Raw genomic sequence first — 16,702 nt, 5'->3', positions numbered from 1 at the left:
GGCCGAGCCGAGACATCTAGCCGTGTTGATGCGAGGGCGCATCGTCTCTGGTGGCCAGTAGCGCCAACGGGCAACCGGTCGCTTGGTTCCTTGCGACGAATTGTCTCTTCGACGTGGGCGGTCAGCGTTTGGCTTCGCCGAAGACCACCGTCGGAACCGCGCGGTTGACGATCTCGCGCAGCGCAAAGCTCGATTGCACTCGCGCCACGCGCGGCAGGCGCGACAGTTCGGTACGGTGGATGCGCTCGAAATCCTGGATGTCGCGGGCGAGCACGATCAGGATGTAGTCGTCGGTGCCCGACATCAGGAAGCAGCGCACGACGGAGGGGCATTTCACCACCTCCGCCTCGAACGCCTTCAGCGCCTCGTCGCTCTGGCTCTCCAGCGCAATGCGGACCAGCACTGTCGTGGTGAGGCCGAACTGGGCGAGATCGAGCGCGGCCTGGTAGGCCTGGATATAGCCGTCGTCCTCCAACGCCTTCTGCCGCCGCGCCAGCGCCGTGCTTGATAGCCCGACCTTGTTGGCGAGCTCGGTGTGGCTGGCCCGCGCATTGGTGGTGAGTTCCGCGAGGATGGCGAGATCTTTCCGGTCGAGGGCCAAGGTTTCGTTTCCAGCGTGAAAGGGCGTTTGCACGCCGGAAACCGGCGCGGGGAGGTCGAAGCTAGCGGATATTTGCACGAAACCAAACCGGCCACGCCGTTACGATCGTGAGGTGAATCAAAAGGAGCCCAAAATGCGCGTCGGTGTGCCCAAGGAGATCAAGGTGCAGGAATATCGCGTCGGGCTGACCCCAGGCGCCGTCCGCGAATATGTCGCGGCCGGGCACCAGGTGACTGTCGAGACCGGCGCCGGCAGCGGCATCGGCGCTTCCGACGAGGTGTACCAGCGGGCAGGCGCCGCGATCGCGGAGAACGCCCGCGACATCTTCGCCAGCTCCGACATGATCGTGAAGGTGAAGGAGCCGCAGAAGAGCGAATGGGCCCAACTCCGCGAAGGCCAGATCCTCTTTACCTACCTCCATCTTGCGCCGGATCCCGAACAGGCCAAGGGCCTGCTCGCTTCCGGTTGCACTGCGATCGCCTATGAAACCGTCACCGACGCGGCCGGTCACCTCCCCCTGCTTGCGCCGATGAGCGAAGTCGCTGGCCGCCTCGCCATCGAGGCCGCCGGCGCCGCGCTCAAGCGATCGGCCGGCGGCCGCGGGGTGTTGCTCGGCGGCGTGCCCGGCGTGCAGCCGGCGCGCGTCGTCGTGCTCGGCGGCGGCGTGGTGGGAACGCAGGCCGCGCGCATGGCGGCGGGCCTCGGTGCGGAAGTCACTGTGATCGACCGCTCGATTCCTCGTCTGCGCGAGCTGGACGATGTGTTTCTCGGGCGGGTGCGCACCCGCTTCTCGACCATCGAAGCGGTCGAGGACGAGGTGTTCGCCGCCGACGTCGTGATCGGGGCGGTGCTGGTGCCGGGCGCCAGCGCACCAAAGCTCGTCACGCGCGCGATGCTCAAGTCGATGCGGCCGGGCGCCGTGCTGGTCGACGTCGCGATCGACCAGGGCGGCTGCTTCGAGACCTCGCATCCGACCACGCACGCCGATCCGACCTATCAGGTCGACGGCGTCGTGCATTATTGCGTCGCCAACATGCCGGGCGCGGTGCCGGTGACGTCGAGCCAGGGACTGAACAACGCGACGCTGCCGTTCGGCCTGATGCTCGCGAACAAGGGCTTTGCCGCGGTCCTGGAAAATCCGCATTTGCGCAACGGACTGAACGTGCATCGTGGCCGCATAACCAACAAGGCGGTTGCCGAGAGTCTCGGGCTGGAATTTGCCCCGGTTGAGAGCGGCCTCGCCGCGTAACGGCTACACTGATTTGCGGTGGCGGCTGCCGAGCGCGGCTTCGATCGTTTCCGGACGCTCGATCCGCTCGATCAGCATGTCGATGCGATCACCGCCCCAGAACAGCTCGCCGTTGAACACCATGGTCGGCACGCCGAACACGCCGAGTGCTTCGGCCTCGTCGATGATGCGGTCGTGCTCGGCGCGGGCAGGGCCGTTAACGTAGGCTTCGAACTCGCTTGCCGAGCCGCCGCACGATTTGATGACGTCCGCGATTGCGGCGAGATCGTCGATCTCCAGCTCATGGCTCCAGAATTTGCGGAACACCGCGTCGTGATAGGAGCGGAAGAACCCGTGCCGCTGTGCGAACAGCATTCCAACGCTGGAATAGAAGGCGTCGTAGATCCGGCGTGGCCCTTTCATGACGAGCCCTTGCGCATTGGCATAGCGCCGCGCGTCCATATAGGCGTAGCGCACCTTGCGCCAGAAATGCGGCGTGCGCTCCTCGACTGTCCCCATGAATTCGGCGACGCGCAGCGTATACGGCAGCCATTCGAGCTCGAAGCCATGCGTCTCCTCGAGTTCGAACAGGCGCTTGTTGGCGACGAACGCGTAGGGGCTTTTGTAGTCGGTGTAGATGCGGACAAGCGGCTTGGGCATTGGCGTTTCCCTTTTTCTTCCTTCTCCCCTTGTGGGAGAAGGTGGCGCGAAGCGCCGGATGAGGGGTATCTGTCCACTCGCGCTACCGTTCGTGAGGATAGAACCCCTCACCCGGCTTCGCTTTGCGAAGCCACCCTCTCCCGCAAGGGGAGAGGGTGCACCGTCGTCGCCGCACGATCAATGTCCCCAGGTCCCTGCGCTCACCCCTTCGTCAACCGATACTGTCCCAGATCCGGATCATGCGTCATGCGCCAGTAGTCCACGAACCGCCAGGGCATCGCGGAAAACACACGGCCGCTCGAATTGCGATAATAGGTGCTCATGCCGGGATGGGTCCAGATCATCGCCTCGTGCTCGGCATCGACCTTGCGGACGTAGTCGTCGAGCACGTCCTGACGGACGTCGATGGCGGCGACGTCCTGCTCGATCATGTCGGCGAGGCAGGTGGAAATATAGCGGCTCTGACATTCCGACTGGAAGATGACGCTGCCGCCGTGGGCGGGGCCGGAGTTCGGGCCGAGCATGCAGAAGAAGTTCGGAAAGCCCGGGACGGTGAGGCCGAGGAACGCGGTCGGATTGTCGTTGGCCCAGGCCTTGCGCAGATCCTTGCCGCCGCGGCCGCTGATGTTGAGGCGGGCCGCCATCTCCGTCACCTTGAAGCCGGTCGCGACCACGATGATGTCCGCGGGGCGGTGCTCACCGTCAGCGGTGACGATGCCGTCGCGATCGAAATGATCGATCGCGCCGGTGACGAGCTCGACATTGTCCCGCGTGAGCGTCCTGAACCAGTTGTTGTCGAGCAGGATGCGCTTGCCATAGGGCGGATAGGTCGGCACGCATTTGGCGATCAGGTCGGGCCGGTCCTTCAGCTCGTTAAGGATGAAATCGGTCAGCTCCTGGCGATGCCGGTCATTGCCCTTGTTGACGGCGCGCTCGGGATGCGGCCAGGCCGGGTCCTTGCGCAGGAACGGCAGCAAGCCGTCGCCATAGCGCCAGAACATGTTGAAGCGATACCACTGCACATAGAACGGCAGATGCGCGAGCAGCCAGCGCGCGCCCTCGCTGATCGGATCGGAATAGCCCTTCACGGGCCGCGCCCATTGCGCGCTGCGCTGATAGACCGTGACGGACGCGACGCGGCCGGCGATCGACGGCACCAGCTGCATCGATGTCGCGCCGGTGCCGATCACGGCAACATGCTTGCCTTCGAGATTGATGTCGTCCGACCACAGGGCCGAATGCAGGATCGTGCCCTTGAAGTCTTCCTCGCCTTTAAAGCGGGCGCGCGAGGGATCGTTAAGCTGGCCGATGGCCGAGACCAGTGCGGTGGACTCAAAGGTCTCTTCGCCGCTCTTCGTCTTCAGCGTCGAGATCCAGCGCCGCTTGCCCTCGTCCCAGCGCGACGCCGTCAGCTCGGTATTGACGCGCAGATGCTTGCGGATGCCGTATTCCTCGGCGACCTTCAGCAGATAGCCGAGCAGCTCCTCGCGCTGGCAGAAATAGCGCGTCCATGCATTGCCCGAGCCGAACGAGTAGGAATAGGAATGGTTCGGCGTATCGACACCGCAACCGGGATAGCGGTTGATCCACCAGGTGCCGCCGAGCTCGGCGTTCTTCTCGACGATGGTGTAGGGGATGCCGAGATGGCCGAGTGCCACGCCGAGCGCGATGGCGCAAACGCCGGCGCCGACGATCAGGACATGCTGGCCGGCAAGCTTCTCGTCGGAAGGGCGCTTCGTCCACTGCGGCTCGCGCGCCACAAAGCCCATCTCCTCGCGCATCAGGGGCGCATATTCCGGCGCGACGTTCTCGCCGAGGCACGCGCGCATCATCTTGAGCAGCAGCTCTTCGCCGGGATCGGTGATGACGGGTTTTGGCGTGCCGTCGGCAAACAGCTTGACCACTGCGGCACGGATTTCGTCCTGGACCTCCCGGGGCACGCCAGCCTCGGGATCGGGAATGAGACGGATGTCGCGCTTGGGCAAGTAGGGCGGCTCGAGCCAGCGCTCATCGCCGGTCATGTGCACCAGCACCATCAGCAGGCAGCGGATATCGCCTTCGGCGATCGCGGAGACGAGATCGAGCGGCTTTTGTGGAGATGCGATGTTCATGGCGTGTCCTGATCTCCGGATGCGCTGAAAAGGCCGCGCGTCATCAGCTTGCGATAGGCTGAGATGACGTGGTCCGGCACGGCGGTGACGCCGCCGGCCGAATAGGAGTAGCGGCGGCTGAGATAGCCGCGCGAGCCCATCAGCATGTGGACGATCGCCTCGAATTCCTCGTCGCTGTAATCCTCGATCGCTCCTGCCGCTCGTGCGCGGCGCAAGATGCGGACATAGGCGACCGAGATGTTGTCGAGATGTTTCTGGTAGCCGATGGGCGCGAAGAATTCAGCCTCGTTGAGGATGCGCAGGAACTCCGGCACCTCGCGGATAAAGTCGAAGAAGGCGGAAAAGCGCGCGATCTCCTGCCGCGCGGCATCGGCGGTGCCGGTGCGGGCGCGGATGAATTCCACCATGTCGAGGCCGATCTTCGGCAGCAGCTGATCGAGCAGCTCCTGCCGGTTCTCGAAATGATTGTAGAAGGTGCCTTGCGCGACGCCGGCTTCTTCCGTGATGCGGGCGACGGAGGCTTCGGCATAGCCATGCTTGCCGACGACCTTGGTCGCGGCGTCAAAGATCTTCTGCTTGGTCCAGGCGTTGCGCTCGACGCGGTTGAGCTTTGTGACCTTGGCATTCGCTTGCGTCATTCAGAGGTCTCCAGCTCGGCGCGCAGCACGCGCTTGAGGATCTTTCCGCTCGGATTCCGCGGCAGGCTGTCGCGGATGACGAGCTGCTTCGGCACCTTGAAGCTCGCCAGGCGCGTACGGCAGTGCTCGGTGAGGGCAGGGAGTTCAAGGCTTGCGCCTTCGGCCAGCACGACGATCGCGACCGGCCGCTCGCCCCAGCGCGCATCGCGCAGCCCGATCACCGCGACTTCGCGCACCTCGGGCAAATCGTAGATGACGCGCTCGACCTCTGAGGAGGCGATGTTCTCGCCGCCGGAGATGATCATGTCCTTCTTGCGGTCGGTCAGGTACAGGAAGCCTTCCTCGTCGAGATAGCCGACGTCGCCGCTGCGGAACCAGTCGCCGAAGAAGGCCGCCGCCGTCTTCGACGGATCCTTCCAATAGCCGCGCGTGATCTTCGGTCCGCGCAGGCAGATCTCGCCATTGACGTTCGGTGGCAGCGTCTTGCCGTCCTCGTCGCGGATCTCGATCTCGACGTGGGCGATGGCGCGCCCGGTTGAACCGATCTTCTCGAGCTCGCGGCCGGCTTCCATGAAAGTGTCGCCGCCGACGGTCTCGGTGAGGCCATAGGCATCGATGTAGCGCGCATTGCGGAAGAACTCCGAGAACGCGCGGATGCGCACCTCGGGCGTCTTCTCGCCGCCGCCGATCGCCCATCTCAGGCTGGAGACGTCGTAGCGATCGCGGGTGGGGCAGGTGAGCATCGCGGTGGTCATCACAGGCGCGAACCATGTCGCGTTCAGCTTGTCCTCCGCGATCGCCGCAAGCGCGGTCTCTGGGTCGAAATTGCGTTCGATGCGGATGAACCCGCCATGCCAGAGCACGGCGATGCCTGGCAGGTCGAGCGCGCCGACGTGGTAGAGCGGGCCGACGACGAGCAGTCGGGTCTCGGCGTTGATGCCGAGCGCAATCGTCTGGTCGGCGGACTTCCAGTAGAAATTATCGTAAGCGAGCATCACGCCTTTGGGGCGGTCGGTCGTACCCGAGGTGTACATCAACCGCATCAGGTCGGATGGCGCGCGGACGAGCATCGGCGCGGGCGCGGCCTCGCCCGCGAGGTGCGAGATGCTTTGCTGCGCGGCTTCGTTCAGCACGACAATTTTCGCGCCCGTTGCATTCGCGGCAAGTTCTTCATCGACGATCAACAACCGCGCGCCGGCATTGCCCGCGATGTAGCTGACCTCGTCGCGCGAAAGTCGAAAATTGATCGGCAAGAACACCGCGCCCAGATGGCTGGTGGCGAAGACGAGCTCCAGGAATGCCGCGCTGTTCTTCATCAGCACGGCCACGACGTCGCCCACGCCGATGCCCTGCGCGGCGAGCCAGCCGGCGGCCTGCCGGATGCGCGCATCGAAAACGGCGTAGGAGATCTCCTCGCCGCGATATTTCAGCGCGGGCCAGTCCGGCGTGCGCCGGGCGTGAAAGGTGATGAAGCTCGAAAGATTGATCATTTTGCGGGCTTTGGGCCGATTGTCGGCCTCGTTTTCTCCTTTGATGAATTATGACTCGTAATTCATCTTTGGCTTGACGTCACCCCCCAGCCTCTGAAATTGTTGGAAACACGGAGACGAGACGATCTCCGGCAAGGGACTGGAACGCCGACCCGAAAGAGGGAGGGGAAAATGACGAGAACCCGCATGCCGGGCATCAGCCGCCGTTCAACGCTGGCGCTGATGGGCGCCGGTGCGATGAGTGTTGCCGCGCCGTGGGTGGCGCGTGCGCAAGCCAAGACCATCAAGATCGGCATGCCGACGATTCTGTCGGGCCGCGTCGCGCAGCTCGGCACGTCGTCACGCAATGCGGTGATGCTCGAGGTCGACAAGGTCAACGCTGCCGGCGGACTTGCCGGCCGTCAGATCGAGATGGTGATCCGCGACTCCAAGGGCCAGCCGCAGGAAGCCGCTCGCGTCGCGCGCGAGCTCGTCAACACCGATGGTTGCGAGTGGTTGATCGACGGCGAGGCGTCGTCCGGATCGTTTGCGGTGCACGAAGTCGCGCGCGATCTCGGTGTGCTCTGCGTCCACACCTGCTCGGAGGCGTCCTCGCTGACGGCCGATCCGAAGCAGCACATCCCGAACGCGTTCCGTTGCGTGCGTCAGGGCATCCACGATTCCATCGTCGGCGGCAGCTATGCCGCTGGAATCGCGAAAGCCAAGGGCCTGAAGAAATGGGCGACCTGCTCGCCGGACTATGCCTATGGCCGCGACACCACCGGTGAGTTCACGCTGTACCTGAAGCGCTTCGCGCCCGACGTCGAGATCATCAGCGAGTCCTGGCCAAAACTGTTTCAGCCCGACTACACCGAAGTCGTGACCAAGATCCTCCAGGCCAAGCCGCAGGCGCTGTATTCCTGCCTGTGGGGCGGCGATCTCACCTCCTATATCGACCAGGCCAACATCTACGCGATGTTCGGCCAGATGGAGGTATTCGCGGTCAACATGGCCGACTACACCGCGCTCACCGTGGTGAAGAACCTGCCCAAGGGCATCCACTCCGGCAACCGCTACATCAAGACCTTCCCGACCACGCCGGAGAACGCGGCCTGGGGCGATGCCTACAAGGCGAAGTACAACGAATATCCGACCAACTGGTCATGGCAGAACGCGACGGCCGTGATGTTCCTCGCCGAGGCCGCGAAGAAGGCCAACTCCACCGACGGCAAGAAGATCGCGGAGGTGCTGAAGGGCCTCACCATCAAGTGCCCGTTCGGCGCCGACGGCACCGTGACGATGCGCGGCGACGACCACACGCTGGTCGGCTACGCCATCGGCTGGGGCACCACGATCCCGCAGGAGCCCTACGTACCCGAGGTCAAGGCCGGCGACTGGAAGACCATCTTCGAGCTCGAGGCCGAGTGGAAGAAGAGCAAGGGCTACACCTGATCCGATGCGCGGCGGGGACGGGCGACCGTCTCCGCCGTTTCTATTTGGCTCTCCGCGCCAAGTCCGGCGCGTCGCAATGAAAGTGCTCCCGTGGATCTCGACGCGCTTGCCGGCTGCCTCTCCAGTTCCGCCTGCCTGGTGACGCAAACCACCAGCGGCCTCATCATCGGCATGCTCCTGTTCCTGGTCGCAGTCGGGCTGACGCTGATCTTCGGCGTGCTCAAGGTCGTCAATTTCAGCCACGGCGCCTTCTACATGTTCGGCGCCTATTTCGCGATGACGGCCTATCAGCTCACCGGGAGCTTTGCGCTTGCGATGTTCGCGGGGGCGGCCGGCACCGCGGTTCTCGGCCTGATCTTCGAGCGCGTCTTCATGAGCCGCGTCTACGGCGCCGACGTGCTGATGCAGCTGCTCGTCTGCTACGCCTTCGTGCTGATCTTCGACGATGTCGTGCGCATCATCTGGGGGCCGGAATTCAAGTCGATGGGCATGCCCGCGGCATTCCAGGTGATGCCGCTGTTCATCGCCGGCGGCGTGGTGCCGCCTTACTACCTGCTGCTGATCGGCGTCGCGCTGGTCGCAGCGATCGTGCTCGGCATCGGATTGTCGCGCAGCCGCATCGGCAAGGTGATCCGGGCGGCGGCACATAATCCCGGCATGGTCTCGGCGCTCGGCATCAACACCGGCCTGATCTATGGGGGCGTGTTCGCGCTCGGCGGCATGCTGGCCGGCCTTGCCGGCGCGCTCGCGGCGCCCGTGCGGTCGCTGACCCCCGGCATGGGATTTTCGGTGCTGATCGAATCCTTCATCGTCACCGTCATCGGCGGCATGGGCTCGATCCTGGGCGCTCTGATCGGCGCGCTGCTGCTCGGCCTTATCAGGTCCTTCGGCTCGCTCGGCTTTCCCCTGTTCACGGAAGGCCTGATGTACCTTTTCATGGTGATCGTGCTGGTCTCAAAACCCACCGGCCTGTTCGGCAAGGAGGCGGCATGACCGAGCTCGAGGCCGGACGTGCCGAAACGCTGGTCCCCGTGCGCAGCGGTGCGGCGCTGCAACGCTATCGCGACGTGCTGATCGCGCTCGTCGCCTTTGCCGTGCTCGCGAGCCTGCCGCTGTTCACCGGCAGCAAGGCGCTGCTCGATTTCCTCATCCGCTGCTCGGCTTACGGCCTGTTCGCGACCTCGCTGAACCTGCTGGTCGGCTACACCGGCCTGACCTCGTTCGGCCACGGCATGTTCTTCGGCTTAGGGGCCTACAGCTTTGGCCTGATCATGCAGAAGCTGGGCGTCCCCATTCCCGTGGCCTTCGTCGCGACGCTGGCGATCACGGCGGTGATCGCCGCAATCATCGGCGCGATCTGCGTGCGGCTGAAGGAGATCTATTTCGCCTTCGTCACGCTCGCCTTCCAGATGTTGATTCACTCGACCATCCTGTCCTGGGCGTCCTTCACCGGCGGCGACCAGGGCCTGCGCGGCGGCATTCCGCGACCCGTGTTCCTCGGCATCAATCTCGCCAACCACGTCCATCTCTACATCGCGAGCTGCGCGCTGTTGATCCTCGGCCTGCTCGCGATGCGTCAGATCGCGCAGTCGCCGTTCGGCTACACGCTGCGCATGATCCGCGACAACGCGGCGCGCGCGAGCTTCCTCGGCATCGACGTCTGGCGCGCAAAACTGACCGTCTTCGTGCTGGCGGCGCTGTTCGCGTCGATGGGCGGCATGGTGATGGCGCTGTTCGTGTCCGGCGCCTATCCGGAATTCGCCTATTGGACCATCTCGGGCGAGGGCATCTTCATCAACATGCTCGGCGGCGTCTCGACCTTCCTCGGACCGATGGTCGGCACGGTGCTGCTGCTTCTGCTCAACGACACCGTGACGCGCTTCACCGAGTACCACGGCATCGTGCTCGGCGTGGTCATCCTGTTCTTCGCGCTGGGCCTGCGCAAAGGCCTGCTGGATTTCGTCGCCGACTGGTTCGCGCACCGGCGCGAGACGGGCGAGGGGCGCTAGTCATGCTCGAGATCCGCAACCTTGCAAAATCCTTTGGTGGTGTGAAGGCGACCAACGACGTCACGCTCGACTTCCCCGACGGTTCGCTCACGGCGGTGATCGGACCGAACGGCGCCGGCAAGAGCACGTTCTTCAACCTGATTACCGGCGCCCTGAGGCCGGATTCTGGTCAGGTTCTGCTCGACGGCGTCGATCTCGCCGGCCGCTCGCCTCCGGAGATCGTGCGCCACGGCATCGGCCGTGCCTTCCAGGTCGCGAGCATCTTCAAATCCCTGACGGTGCAGGAGACCATGCTTGCCGCCGTCAGCGCCGACCAACGCACCTCCGCAGTGTTGCACAAGCGCTTTCCGCTGCCCGAGACACGCGACCGCGCCGAGCATGTGATGGAGCTGCTGGGCTTGGCGGGAAAGCGCAATCGCACGGCCGCAACGCTGTCGCATGGCGACCAGAAACTGCTCGACATTGCTCTCGCACTGGTGCTCGAACCAAAGGTGCTGCTGCTGGACGAGCCGACCGCCGGCATGGGCCCCGAAGAGCGCTGGCGCATGATCGACAAGGTCCGCGAGCTCTGGGACACCCAGAAGATCACCGTCGTCTTCATCGAGCACGACATGGACATCGTGTTCAAGATCGCACCAAAAATCGTCGTGCTCTGCTACGGCCGCATCCTTGCGACCGGCACGCCCGACGAGATCCGTAACAACAGTGCGGTGATTGAGGCCTATCTCGGCACCGAACATGCGGGGGCCGCCGCATGAACGCCGCCATCATCGAAGTCGCCGATCTCGACGTCTATTACGGCACCAGCCAGATCCTGTTCGGCGTCGGCCTCTCGGTGCGGCAGGGCGAGACTATGGCGCTGCTCGGGCGCAACGGGGCGGGCAAATCGACGACGATGAAGGCGATCATGGGACTGGCGCCGCCGCGTCGGGGCAGGATCAGCCTGCGCGGCGCGGTGATCTCGGGCCAGAAGCCGCATCATATCGCGCGCGCCGGTCTCGGCTTCGTGCCGGAGGATCGCCAGATCTTTCCGGAGCACACGGTCGAGGACAATCTCGTCATCGGTCGCAAGCGGGGGCCGGAGGGCCAGGACGAATGGCCGATCAGGCGCATCTATGAGGTCTTCCCGCTGCTGGAGCCGCTGCGCCATCGTATTGCCGGGCGCCTGTCAGGCGGGGAGCAGCAGATGCTCGCGATCGCGCGCACGCTGATGGGCAACCCGGCGCTGTTGCTGCTCGATGAGCCGAGCGAGGGCCTCGCGCCGATCATCGTGCAGCGGATCGGCGAGCTGTTGCGGCAGCTCCGACAGCTCGGATCGACCGTGCTGATCGCCGAGCAGAACATGCATTTCTGCCTGGGGCTGGCGAGCCACGCCACGGTGATCGACAAGGGCCAGATCGTCTACGCCGCTGGGATCGACGAGTTGAAGGCCAACGACGCGATCCGCCGCCGCTATTTGGCGCTGTAACCGGGTTCCGGAGCGCCAACCCGGCCCAAAGAAGAAAACTATTGTCTCGGGTTCGTCAGACGGAAGGAGTTTCCCCGTCGAGGGCCAAAAACGCCAATCGCTTCCATTGCCGTTTGGGGCCGAAACGACGACATTCCATTCAGAATTTGATGGATCGGCGTAGCCATGGAACGCACTGGATTTGAGCCCTTCGGCGAGCAGCTGGTGTCCGCAACGGACACCCAGCCGCGATCGCGCGCGTCAAAGCTCCTGCTGCGGGCCGGCACCACGGTGTTCTGGTCGCTGGTCGCGGGCATCGTGCTGGCGCGTGCGGCCTTCTTTGAGCCGGGCGTCTATGACAGCTTCAGCCGTGTCGCCTCGCTCGCCAAAAGCCTGATCTTCTGAACCGATTATTCCGGGCTGAGCATAGAACTTCCCTCGGCCCTGATATGCCGAAAACTTATTCCCCAATCGGCGAGCACTGCGTATAAATATTTCTCCTCTGGGAGAGATTTGTGTCGCAGAATCAAGCATCCAACCCGGCCGACGCCAAGCCAACCACTGTCGTGAGCCGTATCGCGGCGCTGATTCCGGGAATCCTCCTGTGTATCGCCGTCGCCGGTATCTCGGCCTTGCTCGAGCGGGCCGAGCTGGGTGTCTTCGAGCACCCCTATGTCGAAGCGCTGGTGATGGCGATCCTGCTCGGGATGGCGCTGCGCAGCTTCTGGAAACCGGCGCCGCGCTGGCAGGCCGGCATCGCCTTCAGCGCCAAGCAGCTGCTCGAAGTTGCGGTCATGCTGCTGGGGGCCTCGATCAGTTTCGCCGCCATTGCGGCTTCCGGCGTGGCGCTGCTGGCATCGATCGCCGCGGTCGTCGTGATCGCGCTCTGCGTCTCCTTCGGCCTCAGTCGCATGCTGGGCCTGTCGACGCGGCTCTCGATCCTGATCGCCTGCGGCAATTCCATCTGCGGCAATTCCGCGATCGCCGCCGTGGCGCCGATCATCGGTGCCAACAACGACGAGATCGCGTCCTCGATTTCCTTTACGGCGATCCTCGGCGTGATGATGGTCCTCGGCCTGCCGCTGCTGATTCCGCTGCTGCAATTGTCGGCCACGCAATATGGCATTCTCGCAGGCCTCACCGTCTACGCGGTGCCGCAAGTGCTTGCGGCAACGGTCCCGGCCGGGCTCGTCTCGACGCAGATCGGCACGTTGGTGAAGCTGATGCGCGTGTTGATGCTCGGGCCGGTCGTGGTCGGCCTGTCGCTCGCGGCCTCGCGCTGGCAGGCCGAAGCCAAGAAAACCAATGTCGGCTTCTTCCGCCTGGTCCCCTGGTTCATCCTCGGCTTCCTTGCGCTGGCGACCCTGCGCTCGCTGGAGATCGTGCCAGGCACGGTGGTGGCTCCGATAACGCGGATCACGGGTTTCCTCACCGTCGTGTCGATGGCCGCGCTGGGCCTCGGCGTCGACGTGAAGGTGCTCGCCAATGTCGGCGGCCGGGTGACGGCCGCGGTGACACTGTCGCTGATGCTGCTGCTCGGCATCAGCATCGTGCTGGTGCACTGGTTCAAGTGAGAGCGCGCTTACCCTCCCCTGGAGGGGGAGGGTCGATCGCGCGCAGCGCGAGCGGGGTGGGGTGATCTCTCCACTCGGGCACTGTCGGAGGCGGAGAGACCGTCACCCCACCCCGACTCACATTTTCGCTGCGCTCAATGTGAGCCGACCCTCCCCCTCCAGGGGAGGGTAAGAGGATCGCTCACGCCGAGAGTGTTTGCCGAGTCTAAATCACATCCGCTAGCGAATGCCCATGCAGCTCGATGTTCAGCCCCTGCATGCCCATGTCGCTGATCTCGCCGCCCATCGCCTTCAGGCTCTCCTCGCGGATCAGTGACATCAGCCCGCGGCGGAGCGCCAGGAACTCCGACGACATCATCATCGCCTGCTGCCGCGGTCGCTCCAGCGGGATCGGGATCTCCGCCTTGATCGAGCCGGGGCGGGCCGTCATGCAATAGACGCGGTCGGAGAGGAAGATGGCTTCATCGATGTCGTGGGTGACGAACAGCACCGAGATCTTCAGCCGTTGCCACATGTTGGTGAGGATCTGCTGCATGATCACGCGCGTCTGCGCGTCGAGCGCACCAAAGGGCTCGTCGAGCAGCAGCACCTTAGGGCCCGTGGCGAGCGCGCGGACGATGCCCACGCGCTGCTTCATGCCGCCGGAGAGTTTGTCCGGATAATGCTTTTCGAAGGCCTCGAGCCCGGCAAGCCCGAGCAGCGTGCGGGCGGCGCGTTCGCGCTGGGAGCGCGGCATGCCGCGCATCTTCAGGCCGAACTCGACGTTCTCCCGCACCGTCTTCCACGGAAACAGCGAATATTGTTGAAACACCATGCCGCGCTCGGCGCTGGGGCCGTTGACCCGCTCGCCGTCGACCGTGACGATGCCTGTGGTCGGCTTGAGGAACCCCGCAACCGCATTGAGCAGCGTCGACTTTCCGCAGCCGGAGGGCCCGACGATCGAGACGAACTCGCCGGGCTTCACATGAATCTGCGTGTCGGTGACGGCCTGCACCGGTCCCTCGATGCTCTCATAGCTGAGGGAGAAATTCCTGACCTCGATATGGCCCTGCGGTGCTTTGGTCAGGATTTCGTTCATTTCAGCCTCCACGGCATCACCAACTGCCCGGCGCCCCTGATGAGCAGGCTCGATCCAAGGCCGAGCACGCCGATCGCGATCATGCCGAGCGCGATGTCGGCATATTGGACCAGGGAATAGGCTTCCCAGGTGAAGTAGCCGATGCCGTATTGGCCCGAGATCATCTCGGCGGCGATCAGCGACACCCAGGCCACGCCCATGCCGACGGTGAGACCGGTGAAGATGTGCGGCAGCGAAGCTGGAAAATACACCTGGCGGAAGATCGACCGTTCTCGCGCGCCGAGACATTGCGCGGCGCGGACCAGCACGGGATCGACCAGCGACATGCCATGCAGCGTGTTGACCAGGATCGGGAAGAACGCGCCGAGGAAGGTGATGAAGACGATGCTCTGCTCGTTGGTCGGCCAAAGCATGATCGCCATAGGCACCCAGGCGATGGCCGGGATCGGCCGCAGCACCTCGGCGACCGGGAAGATGATCTCGTGCACCAGCTTGAAGCGGCCCATGATCAGGCCGAGCGGCACGCCGACCACCGCCGCGAGCGAGAAGCCGAACAAGATGCGCCGGCAGCTCAAGAGGATGTGCAGCAGGAATTTGGGATCGTGGATCGCCTTGGTGAAGCTGGCATAGACCGCCAGCGGCGAGGGCACGTTGGTGAAGCGCACGAAGAACACAACGCGATAGGTCGTGAGCAGGTGCCAGACCAGCAGGAAGGCCAGCAGCGATATGACGCCGATCGCCGTCGCGCGCAGCCCCGCCCGATTGAGCCGGTACCAGCGCAGCGCGAGCGTGCCGAAGGAAGGCGGTGTCGCGGGCGGGGAAGGGGCGGGCACGGGGCCCGCCTCGGCGATTGCTGTTGCTGCCGGCATGCTGTCCTCGGGATGTCTGACGAGGGCGGGACTGCTCACGTCTTGCCTCCGCCGACCGCCGCCTTCACCGCGTCATCGAAGCCGAGCACCTTGCCGCTGATCTTGGCGGCATGGGCTTCGGCGTCCTTCTTCAGCAGGAATGGCGCGACCTCGCCGTTGCCGATCGCGAAGAAGGCCTGGTCGGCGAACAGCTTGATGCCGCGCGTGGTGTCGAAGACGTAGGCGACGTTGATCTTCTTGCCCTTGGCCTTGTAGTCGGCATAGGCCCCTAACGTGCACGCTGCGGACGCGAACGGCAGGATGCCGGCTTCGTCGACCCAGACCTCGCCGGCCTTGCGCGGGTCGGTGATCGGCTTCTTGCAGAACGAGTCTTCGCCGGAGATTTCGTAGTTCTTCGTGCTGTCGAGCTGCGCGTCATAGTCGAGCTTCATCTCGGCATAGGCCTTGCGGATGTAGGAATCATCCACCCACTTCTTCGGATCGAACTCCTTCATGCGGCCGAGATTCTGCAACACCTTGACGTCGGTCGCGGCTGCATCGATCAGCGCCGGCTTCACCGTGGGATCGGTGGTCATGTTGCCGCTGGGACCGAGGAAGATATAGACGACTTCCTTGTTGATGCCGGTCCAATCCTGGATCTTTTCGGCCGCGAGCTTCGGATCGTCGCGCAGCCACTGGTTGGCGGCAATCAGCGCCTTGAAGTAGGCAACGACGACCTCAGGGTATTTCTCGGCGAAATCGGTGCGGACCACGATGCCGTGAAAGGTCGGCAGATTGGTCTCGACGCCGTCAAAAATCTTGCGCGCAAAGCCGCGGAAGGGCAGCAGCTCGGCGAAGGGAACGAAGTCGGCATGCGCGTCGATCTTCTTCTCCTGGAGATTGGTCGAACCGACCTCCGGGCTCTGGCTGACGAGCTGGAAGAAGTCGGAGGCGTAACCGCGGTCCTGCATTGCCTTCAGCACCATGCCGTGTGCAGCCGAGCCGAACGGAACGCTGACGAGCTTGCCCTTGAGATCGGCGAGATCGTAATAGGGCGAGTCCTTGTGGACGACGAGCCCGTTGCCGGAGCCGGACAGGCTGTAGGCGGCCACGCCGATCAGGCGGCTCTTGCTCTCCGGATTGCTCTCGAAGGTGAAGCCGTTCACGATCAGCGGATAGTCGCCCATCATGCCGATCTGGAGCTTGTTCGCCATCATCGCGTTGGTGACAGGCGGGCCGGAGGTGAAATTCTGCCACTCCAGCTCGAACTTGATGTTGGCGTATTTGCCGTCCTTCGGCAGATATTTCTCGAGGAGATGCAGCTGCCGGATGACGACGCCGGCGGTCACCGTGTTGGTCGTGGTGTCCTGCGTTCCGATGCCGAGGGTGACGGTTTCCGCCAGGGCCGGCTGCGCGAGCAGAAGCGCCAGCGAGGTCACCGACATCGCGATCGAGAGCGTGGGAAGATGGCGGACCATTCTCATCCTCATTCGGTTGGATGTGCTGTGGTTGCCATGATTGGGTGAGGGCGTGGGCAGGGCAAATCCGGAGTGCGCGCCGCAGTCGATTAGTTGCCGGGAAAAGCTG

The 16,702-nt window shown here is 64.2% G+C and carries 16 protein-coding genes; 8 read left to right on the top strand and 8 right to left on the bottom strand.

Annotated elements, in window-relative coordinates; all coding sequences use genetic code 11:
* Positions 1 to 121 precede the first annotated feature (121 nt).
* Positions 122 to 601: an Lrp/AsnC family transcriptional regulator gene (locus tag OWC48_RS03545; RefSeq protein ID WP_282518691.1), complete on the bottom strand. Its 480-nt coding sequence runs from the start codon at positions 599 to 601 to the stop codon at positions 122 to 124.
* 133 nt (positions 602 to 734) lie between these two features.
* On the opposite strand from OWC48_RS03545, the gene ald reads away from it, so the two are divergent.
* Positions 735 to 1,850, top strand: a complete 1,116-nt coding sequence (gene ald / locus OWC48_RS03540) for an alanine dehydrogenase (protein WP_282518690.1) — start codon at positions 735 to 737, stop codon at positions 1,848 to 1,850.
* Between the two features lie 3 nt (positions 1,851 to 1,853).
* Here ald and OWC48_RS03535 read toward each other — a convergent pair whose 3' ends face one another.
* From OWC48_RS03535 to OWC48_RS03520, 4 genes are all read right to left on the bottom strand, one after another.
* Positions 1,854 to 2,489, bottom strand: a complete 636-nt coding sequence (locus tag OWC48_RS03535; RefSeq protein WP_282518689.1) for a 2-hydroxychromene-2-carboxylate isomerase — start codon at positions 2,487 to 2,489, stop codon at positions 1,854 to 1,856.
* 200 nt (positions 2,490 to 2,689) lie between these two features.
* A complete protein-coding gene (locus OWC48_RS03530) occupies positions 2,690 to 4,600 on the bottom strand; it encodes an NAD(P)/FAD-dependent oxidoreductase (RefSeq protein ID WP_282518688.1) in 1,911 nt (636 codons plus the stop codon).
* On the bottom strand, positions 4,597 to 5,238 hold the full coding sequence (locus OWC48_RS03525) for a TetR/AcrR family transcriptional regulator (protein ID WP_282518687.1): 642 nt from the start codon (positions 5,236 to 5,238) through the stop codon (positions 4,597 to 4,599). Before OWC48_RS03525 ends, OWC48_RS03530 begins: the two co-directional genes overlap by 4 nt.
* Positions 5,235 to 6,728 carry an AMP-binding protein gene (locus tag OWC48_RS03520; RefSeq protein ID WP_282518686.1) on the bottom strand — a complete coding sequence of 498 codons (1,494 nt, stop codon included), beginning with the start codon at positions 6,726 to 6,728 and terminating at the stop codon, positions 5,235 to 5,237. The genes OWC48_RS03525 and OWC48_RS03520 overlap by 4 nt, the downstream gene beginning before the upstream one ends.
* Before the next feature lie 171 nt (positions 6,729 to 6,899).
* Here OWC48_RS03520 and OWC48_RS03515 point away from each other — a divergent pair, with 171 nt between their 5' ends.
* The 7 genes from OWC48_RS03515 to OWC48_RS03485 all read left to right on the top strand — a co-directional run bounded on the left by OWC48_RS03515 (position 6,900) and on the right by OWC48_RS03485 (position 13,189).
* Positions 6,900 to 8,159, top strand: a complete 1,260-nt coding sequence (locus tag OWC48_RS03515; RefSeq protein WP_282518682.1) for an ABC transporter substrate-binding protein — start codon at positions 6,900 to 6,902, stop codon at positions 8,157 to 8,159.
* Positions 8,160 to 8,249: 90 nt separating this feature from the next.
* A complete protein-coding gene (locus OWC48_RS03510; RefSeq protein WP_282518681.1) occupies positions 8,250 to 9,152 on the top strand; it encodes a branched-chain amino acid ABC transporter permease in 903 nt (300 codons plus the stop codon).
* Positions 9,149 to 10,168: a branched-chain amino acid ABC transporter permease gene (locus OWC48_RS03505; RefSeq protein WP_282518680.1), complete on the top strand. Its 1,020-nt coding sequence runs from the start codon at positions 9,149 to 9,151 to the stop codon at positions 10,166 to 10,168. Before OWC48_RS03510 ends, OWC48_RS03505 begins: the two co-directional genes overlap by 4 nt.
* Positions 10,169 to 10,170: 2 nt before the next feature.
* Entirely contained in the window at positions 10,171 to 10,926 is a 756-nt protein-coding gene (locus OWC48_RS03500) for an ABC transporter ATP-binding protein (protein ID WP_282518679.1), read from the top strand.
* Positions 10,923 to 11,636, top strand: a complete 714-nt coding sequence (locus OWC48_RS03495) for an ABC transporter ATP-binding protein (protein WP_282518678.1) — start codon at positions 10,923 to 10,925, stop codon at positions 11,634 to 11,636. Before OWC48_RS03500 ends, OWC48_RS03495 begins: the two co-directional genes overlap by 4 nt.
* Before the next feature lie 165 nt (positions 11,637 to 11,801).
* Positions 11,802 to 12,020 carry a hypothetical protein gene (locus tag OWC48_RS03490; RefSeq protein WP_063984492.1) on the top strand — a complete coding sequence of 73 codons (219 nt, stop codon included), beginning with the start codon at positions 11,802 to 11,804 and terminating at the stop codon, positions 12,018 to 12,020.
* 110 nt (positions 12,021 to 12,130) lie between these two features.
* On the top strand, positions 12,131 to 13,189 hold the full coding sequence (locus OWC48_RS03485; RefSeq protein WP_282518677.1) for a putative sulfate exporter family transporter: 1,059 nt from the start codon (positions 12,131 to 12,133) through the stop codon (positions 13,187 to 13,189).
* Between the two features lie 205 nt (positions 13,190 to 13,394).
* Here the strand turns inward: OWC48_RS03485 and OWC48_RS03480 are convergent, their stop codons facing one another.
* Genes OWC48_RS03480 through OWC48_RS03470 form a run of 3 tightly spaced genes read right to left on the bottom strand, consistent with a single transcriptional unit; the run spans position 13,395 to position 16,593 of the window.
* Positions 13,395 to 14,267 (bottom strand): ABC transporter ATP-binding protein, encoded by an 873-nt coding sequence (locus OWC48_RS03480; RefSeq protein ID WP_282518676.1) that lies wholly within the window; start codon positions 14,265 to 14,267, stop codon positions 13,395 to 13,397.
* On the bottom strand, positions 14,264 to 15,175 hold the full coding sequence (locus OWC48_RS03475) for an ABC transporter permease (RefSeq protein ID WP_282518675.1): 912 nt from the start codon (positions 15,173 to 15,175) through the stop codon (positions 14,264 to 14,266). Before OWC48_RS03475 ends, OWC48_RS03480 begins: the two co-directional genes overlap by 4 nt.
* Entirely contained in the window at positions 15,172 to 16,593 is a 1,422-nt protein-coding gene (locus OWC48_RS03470) for an ABC transporter substrate-binding protein (protein ID WP_282518674.1), read from the bottom strand. The genes OWC48_RS03475 and OWC48_RS03470 overlap by 4 nt, the downstream gene beginning before the upstream one ends.
* Positions 16,594 to 16,702 lie beyond the last annotated feature (109 nt).

Source organism: Bradyrhizobium sp. Arg816, assembly GCF_029989365.1.
In the GTDB taxonomy this organism is placed as follows: domain Bacteria; phylum Pseudomonadota; class Alphaproteobacteria; order Rhizobiales; family Xanthobacteraceae; genus Bradyrhizobium.
Note: the sequence above shows the minus strand (reverse complement) of the source record. Positions and strands in the feature narration are given on the sequence as shown.

What these genes read in the sequence shown, in the direction of transcription:
- OWC48_RS03495 (WP_282518678.1), top strand. Translation starts at nt 10,923, where the DNA reads ATGAACGCCGCCATCATCGAAGTCGCCGATCTCGACGTCTATTACGGC.
- OWC48_RS03500 (WP_282518679.1), top strand. Translation starts at nt 10,171, where the DNA reads ATGCTCGAGATCCGCAACCTTGCAAAATCCTTTGGTGGTGTGAAGGCG.
- OWC48_RS03490 (WP_063984492.1), top strand. Translation starts at nt 11,802, where the DNA reads ATGGAACGCACTGGATTTGAGCCCTTCGGCGAGCAGCTGGTGTCCGCA.
- OWC48_RS03520 (WP_282518686.1), bottom strand. Translation starts at nt 6,728, where the DNA reads ATGATCAATCTTTCGAGCTTCATCACCTTTCACGCCCGGCGCACGCCG.
- OWC48_RS03525 (WP_282518687.1), bottom strand. Translation starts at nt 5,238, where the DNA reads ATGACGCAAGCGAATGCCAAGGTCACAAAGCTCAACCGCGTCGAGCGC.
- OWC48_RS03530 (WP_282518688.1), bottom strand. Translation starts at nt 4,600, where the DNA reads ATGAACATCGCATCTCCACAAAAGCCGCTCGATCTCGTCTCCGCGATC.
- ald (WP_282518690.1), top strand. Translation starts at nt 735, where the DNA reads ATGCGCGTCGGTGTGCCCAAGGAGATCAAGGTGCAGGAATATCGCGTC.
- OWC48_RS03505 (WP_282518680.1), top strand. Translation starts at nt 9,149, where the DNA reads ATGACCGAGCTCGAGGCCGGACGTGCCGAAACGCTGGTCCCCGTGCGC.
- OWC48_RS03535 (WP_282518689.1), bottom strand. Translation starts at nt 2,489, where the DNA reads ATGCCCAAGCCGCTTGTCCGCATCTACACCGACTACAAAAGCCCCTAC.
- OWC48_RS03470 (WP_282518674.1), bottom strand. Translation starts at nt 16,593, where the DNA reads ATGGTCCGCCATCTTCCCACGCTCTCGATCGCGATGTCGGTGACCTCG.
- OWC48_RS03480 (WP_282518676.1), bottom strand. Translation starts at nt 14,267, where the DNA reads ATGAACGAAATCCTGACCAAAGCACCGCAGGGCCATATCGAGGTCAGG.
- OWC48_RS03515 (WP_282518682.1), top strand. Translation starts at nt 6,900, where the DNA reads ATGACGAGAACCCGCATGCCGGGCATCAGCCGCCGTTCAACGCTGGCG.